Origin of the sequence: Arthrobacter sp. (assembly GCF_031988865.1) — a bacterium.
Lineage (GTDB): Bacteria > Actinomycetota > Actinomycetes > Actinomycetales > Micrococcaceae > Arthrobacter_B.
In genome coordinates this window covers 1-7,602 of sequence record NZ_DALZXY010000122.1, presented here as the reverse complement: position 1 = coordinate 7,602, position 7,602 = coordinate 1, and the positions used below count along the sequence as shown (strand labels likewise).

Annotated in this window: 8 protein-coding genes and 1 pseudogene; 5 read left to right on the top strand and 4 right to left on the bottom strand. The window is 67.3% G+C overall.

Annotated elements, in window-relative coordinates; translation table 11 throughout:
* A pseudogene (locus RTN46_RS15720) lies at nucleotides 1–1,246 on the top strand (hypothetical protein); the annotation flags it as partial.
* Nucleotides 1,247–1,333: 87 nt separating this feature from the next.
* On the opposite strand, the gene RTN46_RS15715 reads toward RTN46_RS15720, so the two are convergent.
* A complete protein-coding gene (locus RTN46_RS15715) occupies nucleotides 1,334–1,855 on the bottom strand; it encodes a VOC family protein (RefSeq protein WP_312182788.1) in 522 nt (173 codons plus the stop codon).
* 108 nt (nucleotides 1,856–1,963) lie between these two features.
* On the opposite strand from RTN46_RS15715, the gene RTN46_RS15710 reads away from it, so the two are divergent.
* The 4 genes from RTN46_RS15710 (at nucleotide 1,964) to RTN46_RS15695 (ending at nucleotide 4,593) form a co-directional block, all read left to right on the top strand.
* The gene (locus RTN46_RS15710; protein ID WP_312182787.1) at nucleotides 1,964–2,767 is read left to right on the top strand and encodes a helix-turn-helix domain-containing protein; all 804 of its coding nucleotides are present in this window, start codon (nucleotides 1,964–1,966) and stop codon (nucleotides 2,765–2,767) included.
* A 28-nt stretch (nucleotides 2,768–2,795) separates the two neighbouring features.
* Nucleotides 2,796–3,368: a hypothetical protein gene (locus RTN46_RS15705; protein ID WP_312182786.1), complete on the top strand. Its 573-nt coding sequence runs from the start codon at nucleotides 2,796–2,798 to the stop codon at nucleotides 3,366–3,368.
* Between the two features lie 2 nt (nucleotides 3,369–3,370).
* Nucleotides 3,371–3,772 carry a hypothetical protein gene (locus RTN46_RS15700; RefSeq protein ID WP_312182784.1) on the top strand — a complete coding sequence of 134 codons (402 nt, stop codon included), beginning with the start codon at nucleotides 3,371–3,373 and terminating at the stop codon, nucleotides 3,770–3,772.
* A 146-nt stretch (nucleotides 3,773–3,918) separates the two neighbouring features.
* Nucleotides 3,919–4,593 carry a GntR family transcriptional regulator gene (locus tag RTN46_RS15695; RefSeq protein ID WP_312182782.1) on the top strand — a complete coding sequence of 225 codons (675 nt, stop codon included), beginning with the start codon at nucleotides 3,919–3,921 and terminating at the stop codon, nucleotides 4,591–4,593.
* A gap of 30 nt (nucleotides 4,594–4,623) precedes the next feature.
* Here the strand turns inward: RTN46_RS15695 and RTN46_RS15690 are convergent, their stop codons facing one another.
* The 3 genes from RTN46_RS15690 to RTN46_RS15680 form a co-directional block, all read right to left on the bottom strand.
* A complete protein-coding gene (locus RTN46_RS15690; RefSeq protein ID WP_312182780.1) occupies nucleotides 4,624–5,403 on the bottom strand; it encodes a CPBP family intramembrane glutamic endopeptidase in 780 nt (259 codons plus the stop codon).
* Between the two features lie 129 nt (nucleotides 5,404–5,532).
* The gene (locus RTN46_RS15685; RefSeq protein ID WP_312182779.1) at nucleotides 5,533–6,774 is read right to left on the bottom strand and encodes a M20 family metallopeptidase; all 1,242 of its coding nucleotides are present in this window, start codon (nucleotides 6,772–6,774) and stop codon (nucleotides 5,533–5,535) included.
* Nucleotides 6,771–7,602: PLP-dependent aminotransferase family protein (locus RTN46_RS15680; protein ID WP_312182778.1), on the bottom strand; the 832-nt coding region annotated here is incomplete at its 5' end. The genes RTN46_RS15680 and RTN46_RS15685, both read right to left, overlap by 4 nt.

Here is a 7,602-nt window from a genome sequence, read left to right as displayed (position 1 = left end):
GCCGGATACGGCCGGGGGTCAGGCGGGCGCGGATGCCGGCTCGGCTCCCCAGTTCGTGCCTCCGGGCGGAACGTTCGCCACCGCACAGGCCCCGTATCAGGGGTCGTCCTACACCAGCCCGGACGGAAATCCGTACGCACAGGTTCCTCCGGCGGCGGTCCCGCCTGGAATGGTCCCACCTGCGGGAGCTCCGCCGGTTGGCCCGCCTGCGTATGCTCCGGCCAAGCCGCCGGCTGGTGGCCCGCCGGTTGGCCCGCCTGCGTACGCTCCAGCGAACCAGCCTGCCCTCGGCCAGCCCGCCGGCTACGGTACGGGGCCGGGCTACTACCCGGGTTATCAAAGCCAGCAGGGCTACCAGGGCCAGCCCGGTTATCCGGGCCCGGGCTACCCCGGCCAGGGCCAGCCGGGTTATCCGGGCCCGGGATACCCTGGACAGCCGCCACGGGCGACGCCGGGCAAGGCCCTGGGAATTGCGGCGCTCAGCGTCGCGGGGTCGGGGCTCCTTATCTCCTGGATCCCGTTCTTCAACGTCGTGACGTTTCTGCTCGGCGCCGTCGCGCTGGGGTTGGGCATCGCGGGTCTCGTCAAGGGACTCCGGGCCCGCAATGTGGCCCGAGTGCTCTCCGGGATCGCCCTGGCGGCGGCAGTGGTCTCGATGATCATTGCCGGCAGCGTGACCGCCGTGTTCGTGGATTCCTTCCGCCAGGCTGGATTCGGCCAGATCGAGGCTGAATCCGACGGGACTATCCCCGATTTCGCCGAAACGCCGGAGCTCGAAGACTTCACTTTCGAGGTCGGAGACAGCTACTGGGATGAAATCCTGGCCGCACCCGCGCACTCTGCCGGCGAGGAAGTCCAAGTGGGCGATTACACGGTAACCCTGGACTCGGTGGACCGAGATGCCTCCGCCGAGGTGCAGGAGCGGGACCCCCTAGCCGGAGCGCCGGACCACAACTACGTGCTGTTCGAATTCACCACGGTCTACAACGGCGACGACGAAGGGCGCCTGTGGCTGGACCTCGCCCCTGAATTCGTCGGCGCGGACAGCCGCGCCTACAGCATTATGGACTGCTCCATGGATCTCGGGGTGACTCCCTTCGACCAGCCCAACCTCGCCAAGGGGGAGACGCGCACTTACGAGGTCTGCATGGACCTTCCCGACGAGGCAATCGGCGGGGACAGCCGGATGAGCCTGCGGATGATCCTCGCCGAGCAGAACGAACCGGTGTACTGGCGCCTCCCGTAGGCACCCGGAAATCTGAAGCGGCCGACGCCGGCACCCACCCGGGCGCCGGCGGCGGCCGTTATTCAGGAGACCACTGCTAACCGCGGTTCAGGAGGACTGCTCGGCCGCCCAGGCGGCCACCCGGCGGGCGCTTTCTTCCTCGGAGAGGTCCTCCACACGGGTCATTACCGACCAGCGCACTCCAAAGGGATCGCGAATGCTGGCGAAACGGTCACCGGAGACAAAGGTTGTCAGCGGTTCGCGGACGGTGGCTCCGGCTGCTTCGGCACGGGCCACGACCTGGTCCACATCGGCACAGTAGAAGCCCAGGGAATAACAGTCCGAATCGCCGTCGGGCGCTGGCACCATCCCGTAGCCGGGGGTGGGTTCCCCAAACTGCAGCCGTCCGTTGCCGAAGTCGAGATCTGCATGCACCACAACCCCGCCCATCTCCGTTACGTCGACCACCCGGGCGCCGAAGACGTCCCGGTAGAATTCGATCGCCTCGCGGGCTCCCGGCACGGCCAGGAATGGTGTGAGACTGGTGAAACTATGCGGAATGCCGCTGGTAGTGTGCTCCCCTGAGACGCCGGAGATGCTGTGTGTTTCTGGGTTCTGTGAAGTAGTCATGGCCTCAGGTTAGGCAGCGGGATCACCGTTGGGCTTGGAGATTCGCGACAGGTTGGTGCCCAGCAGGGCGCAGGAAAGGGGGAGAGTGTGGAGGAGCAGTGGCGCGGGATGTTGTATCCGACCCGGCTGCCTTCCTTCCACCGGCTGCCGCCGCCCGGCCGGCTCGCTGACCGCGTCCGCTGGTTCTGGATCCCGGAATGGAACCTGCCGCCGGGGCGGGTCTCCCGGCAGGAACTCCTGCCCTTTCCGGCACTGAACCTGGTTGTCCAAGCTGACGGTGTGACGCTGTCCGGACCGGCGACCCGCCGGTCTTTTCGTGACCTGAGCGGCAGCGGCTGGGCTGTCGGCCTGCTGCTGCGCCCGGCCGCTGTGCCCTCGTTCACGGGGGACCCGGGGGCCCTCCGGGACGCCGAAATTCCGTTTCCGGCTCCGGAGCTGCTGGCGGCGGTCCAGGAAGCGATGGTCTCCGGCCCTGAACCCGGCGACAGCAAGGATGACGACGCCGGCGCCCGGCGCCGTGCCCGCGCCGTGGCATCCGCGGGAGCCTGGCTGGAGTCCCGCCTCCCGTCCCCGACGGGCGAAGCCCTTCTGGCCAACCGGCTCGAAGAAATGATCCAAAGCAACCCGGGCCTGACCCGCGTGGATCAGTTGGCCAGCGGGCTCGGTGTTTCCACGCGGACACTCCAGCGGCTGGCTCGGCGGTATGTAGGGCTGTCCCCGCTGGCAATGATCCGCCGGTACCGGCTGCAGGAAGCGGCCGAACGGCTGCGGACTGAGCCCGGGGTGACGATAGCCGATGTAGCCGCCGAGCTGGGCTATGCCGACCATGCCCATCTGGCCTCTGTCTTCCAAGACGTCCTCGGATTCACGCCCAGCGGCTATCGCCGATCGTCCGCCGGGGAGACTGCTTAGACGGAGTGGCTCTAGTAGGCTCACCGCCATGGGGAATTCGACGCACGCTTCCGAAGATGATTACCGGCTGTACGCACGGCCGAATAACGGGCAGAGCCAGGACTCGGTGCAGATCGTGGACGACGGCGGCGCCCCGGACTCCGGTGGCGCTCCGGACGCCGGTGGCCTGGTCCCAGCCGGTGGGGGTACATCCTCTCGGGCGGGCCGTTACCCGCCGGCTGACGGTGAGGGGCCGGACGGCGGACTTGTGGAGCCAGCCCGCGGTGCAGGAGAGCACGGTCCAGCAGCACCCACTGCTTTTAGCGCCCCGGAGAAACCGGAGGAACCGCTCCGGCGCCGGTTCAACCCTTACCTCTGTGCGGCTTGGGTGCTGGTAGCCGGGATGCTGGTAGCCGGCGTTTCCTGGCTGACCGGGGCCCTTGAACCGCCCACGTATGTTTCAGTTGACCCGTCCACCGGCCAGGGGATGGAGGCTGGCCAAGGTGTGATCGCCATGAATCTCTACAGCATGGGCCCCTTCTTGCTGCTGTTTGGACTTATGGGCGCCTTCACCCTGCTCACGGTGCAGGCAGCCGCTTTCCGGCGGGCGCCGGGGCGCTGACCGTGGAGGAGAGTGTGTCCGGCGGCCGGGAGGACCAGCCCCTTGAAGAATCCCCAGGCAGCCTGTCCAATGCTGACAACGCGCAGGCCACCATGGTTCCCGGCAATTACGCCGTCGACAGCCCGCACCGCCGCCGGTTCAACCCCTACCTTGGGGCGGCGTGGGCGCTGGTTGCCGTGGTGCTGGCCGCCGGTATCTCCTGGTTGACCGGAACCTTCAAACCTGCCCCGCGCAGATATGCCGATTACCTCGTAGACGGAGGACAAGGGGCAAGCGATACGTGGAACGTAATTTCCACAAACCTCTACAGCATGGGCCCCCTCGTCTTGCTTTTCGGATTCATCGGCGCCGTTATTCTGCTGACGGTGCAGGCCGTCGCCTTCCGGAGGACACACCCGCGCTAATGCCCCGGGCCGACGCATTTTGGCCATATATCCACCACCACCCTCGAAGCCACTGTAGGATTGTAGACAAGTTACATCCGCACAAAGCGGACCCCTACATGGCCCCTGGGGCAGCACCCGGAGCCCCGAACGAAATATGGTTCCTGATGGCAATCTTTGACCCCGTCGAGCGTGAATCAACGCCGTCAATCATCGCCGGCAAGCTGCGGACTGCCATCGGCCGCGGCCAGATCCCGGCGGGCAGCCAGCTCGGCGAGACGGAACTGGCCAAGGAACTAGGCGTGAGCCGCGGCCCGCTGCGCGAAGCCATGCAGCGGCTGACGCAGGAAGGCCTGTTGATCAGCATCCGAAACCGCGGACTCTTTGTCATCACCATGACGGAGGAGGAAGTGCGGGACATGTATGTGGCGCGCACCGCCGTCGAACGGGCTGCCTCTGAACTCATTCTGCAAAAGAACGCCCAGGACGTTGCCGGGCAGCTGCTCCGGATCGTGAAATCCATGAAGAAGGCTGCCGACAAGGGCGACGTGGACGCGATGTCCGAAGCCGACATGGAGTATCACTCGACGCTGGTGGCCGCGGCAGAAAGCCCCCGGCTCTCGCGGATGCACAACACGCTGCTGACGGAGACCCGGATGTGCCTCACCGCGCTGGAACGGCGCTATCCGAATCCGCACGCCCGGGTGGAGGAACACCAGGCCATCGCTGATGCCCTCGCGGCGGGGGACCAGGATCTGGTCGGCAGGCTCCTGATCACCCACATGGAGGACGCGCTGGAGCGGCTCACCGGCGGGGGTCACGCCGCAGCCGCGACGGCGTAATCCCGGCGGATCTGCGGGCAAGCATTCCTGTTAGTTGCCCGGAATCCGTTCCTTGGAGCCCCGGATGACGAAGACGACGCAGGCCAGGCCCAGCAGGCCGGCCAGCGGCTCGACGACGTTGGCGACGTAGGCGATGTCGCTCGGTGTGCCGACGCCGGCTGCGAAAACCGAGAAGTCCCAGAGCCCGTGCAGGAGCATGGCAGCCCAGAGGGACCCGGTGGTCCGCCGCAGGATGTAGAACACGGTGCCGGCCAGGAAAGCGAAAAACACCTGCTGCACTGTTCCGGCCGCATCCGCGCCAAGCGCGACGTTCACGAAGTGGCTCAGGCCGAACAGGGCGGAGGTGAGGAACCATACCCAGCCCTCACTGACCCGGGTACGGAACCCGACCAGCAGGAGCCCGCGGTTGACGATCTCCTCGGTGAATCCGACCAGCGCCAGAGTGAGGGAAGCAGCAAGGAAGGCTCCGCTGTAGGAAGACCAATCCGTGCCGGCCAGATTCATGGCGGCTGCCACGGCGAACAGGATCGGAATGAAGATGGGCCAGCGGTGCCGGCTGCGGTTCCTGTCATAAAGGGCCGGGCGCCACCACCCCAGCAGAGTGGTCGTCAGTGCAAGCAGGATGGTCGCGATAATGAGCGAGAGACCGGCTCCGAGGAACAGGTTCCCGGCACTGTCCCCCCACGTGTCATATGGAATGCCGCTGAGGGCTTGGACGACGTAAATGAGCCCAAGGTAGCCAGCCCAGATGACCAGTCCGATCCATACCCGCGGGGCAACCCGCGCGTCCTTCGCACTCACTACCGTCATGCTCTGCCTTCCGGACATACAAGGGAAAACTCCTGCCTGCAGCCTAGGGTATCCGAGGGGCAGAACCGCGGGTCCCGACGGCGAGGCCCCCAAGCCAGTGACAAGCCCGCAGTCACCAGCCAGCAGCGCCTAGCCGGCAGAATGCCGCAGGCACATCAACGCATACGCCCGGGCGGCCGCGAGCAGCTCGGCGATGCTGACCGACTCGTTGACCTGGTGCGCCTGGTCGTTGAGGCCGCCCGGACCCATCACAATCACCGGAACGCCAAGGTCCCGGTTGATGAACCCGCCGTCGCAGGCCGCGGACCAGCCGCTGATGGTGCTGGCCACGCCGGCGTCGGCCAGGGCGTTCACAGCGTTGGCTACCAGCGGATGCGATTCCGGCGTGCGGAAGCCGGGCATTTCCATGGTTACCTCGGCCTCCACCGTGATCCCGTCCGAGTCGATCCCCGCCTCGGTGATCCGGGCGCGGAGCGCATCGAGGATCAGCTTGGGGTCCTCGCCGGGCATCAGCCGCCGGTCCAGCGACACGGTACATTCCGCAGCCACCATGGAGGTTCCCGTGCCGCCGCGGATCAGGCCGATGTTCCAGGTGCCGGCGCCCAGCAACTCATCAAGATCGGTCTGCAGTGCGTCGTGGTCCGCGCGGACCAGGTCCAGGATTCTCGCCGCGGCGTCGATGGCGTTGCGGCCGTCCGCAGGACGGCCCGAGTGCGCCGACTTGCCGGTGATTTTCAATTCGAGGTAGCTGTCCCCACGGCAAGCGGTTACCGTTTCCAGGTCGGTGGGCTCGGCCACCACGCAGCCGGAGTAGGGGAAGGGCTGGTTGTTCAGGGCAGCGGCCGTCAGGGCTGCTGCGGTGTAGGCGCGGATGCCGATCCCGAGATCTTCCTCATCCACCGTGCAGGCCAGGGCGGCACTGCCCGGCAGCTCGGCGCCGGCGTCCCGGAGGGCCTGAAACGCGATCAGCACAGCGGCCAGGCCGCCCTTCATGTCCGTGGAACCGCGGCCAAAAAGCCGGCCGTCCCGGACGTAGGGATCGTAGGGCGGCCGCTCCCAGCCGGTTCCGGCGGGCACGACGTCGGAGTGCCCCAGGAACAACAGGCCCGGCTCGCCGCCGCCGGGCAGGACCACAGTGCAGTTCGGCCGGCCCGGTGCCACCAGGTCCGTGGACACGCTGAGGCCGGCGCCTAGGCAGAACTCCTTTAGGACCTCCACCGTGGCCTCCTCGGTGCCGCCGGGATTTTCACCCCCGGCGGCGACCAGGGCGGACGTCAGGGCGACGAGGTCGGCCTCGCTGATCAGGGCAACGACCTTTTCCTCCAGGCTGGGAAGGCCGGTTTTTTCCTCCACGCCGGGCTGGAGGCTCACCGGGTCCCGCCGCCGTCGAGCCCGCCGCCGTTCCCGCGGCCATTCAGTGCTGCGAGTTCCCGGTCCATCGCCCGGCGCAGCCGGATAATGCCTTCCTCGGCCCGCTCCGGAGTGGTGGAGGCGAAGCAGAGCCGCAGGGCGTCGTCGAACTTTCCGCTGGCTGACAACGCGGGCCCGGGGATAAAGGCGACGCCCTCGGCAAGGGCTGTCTCGAACAGTTTCTGCGTGGAGATGCGGGCGTCTTCGCCCTGCAGGGTGAGCCACAGGAAGAAGCCGCCCTCGGGGTTGGTGGTGGCGATCCGGCTGCCCAGGTGCCGGTGCAGGCTTTCCTGCATGGCGTCCTTGCGGCGCTTGTACTCCACGCGCAGCCCGGCGAGGTGCTGGTCCAGGCCGCCGCGGCGGATGAACTCGGCCACGATGTGCTGGGCGGGCACGTTGGTGCAGGTGTCCATGGCCTGCTTGGCGTTGATGACCAGCTGGCGGATCGCCGGATCCGTGTCCACCCAGCCCACCCGCAGCCCGGGCGCCAGGATCTTGGAGAAGGTGCAGACCGAGAACAACAGTGGATCATTCGGGCTTAGGGCCTGCAGGGAGGGCAGGTCCTCGCCCTCGAAGCGCAGCAGCCCGTACGGATCATCGTCGATGATCACCGAGTTCCACTCATGGGCGAGCTCCAGCAGCCGCTGCCGGCGCGGCAGGGACAGTGTGACGCCGGCCGGGTTCTGGAAGTTGGGAATGGTGTAGATGGCCTTGGGAGTGCGGCCGGCGGCGGCGACCAGCTCCGGCAGGGCCTCCACGATCAGGCCGTCCTCGTCCACCGGGGCCTCC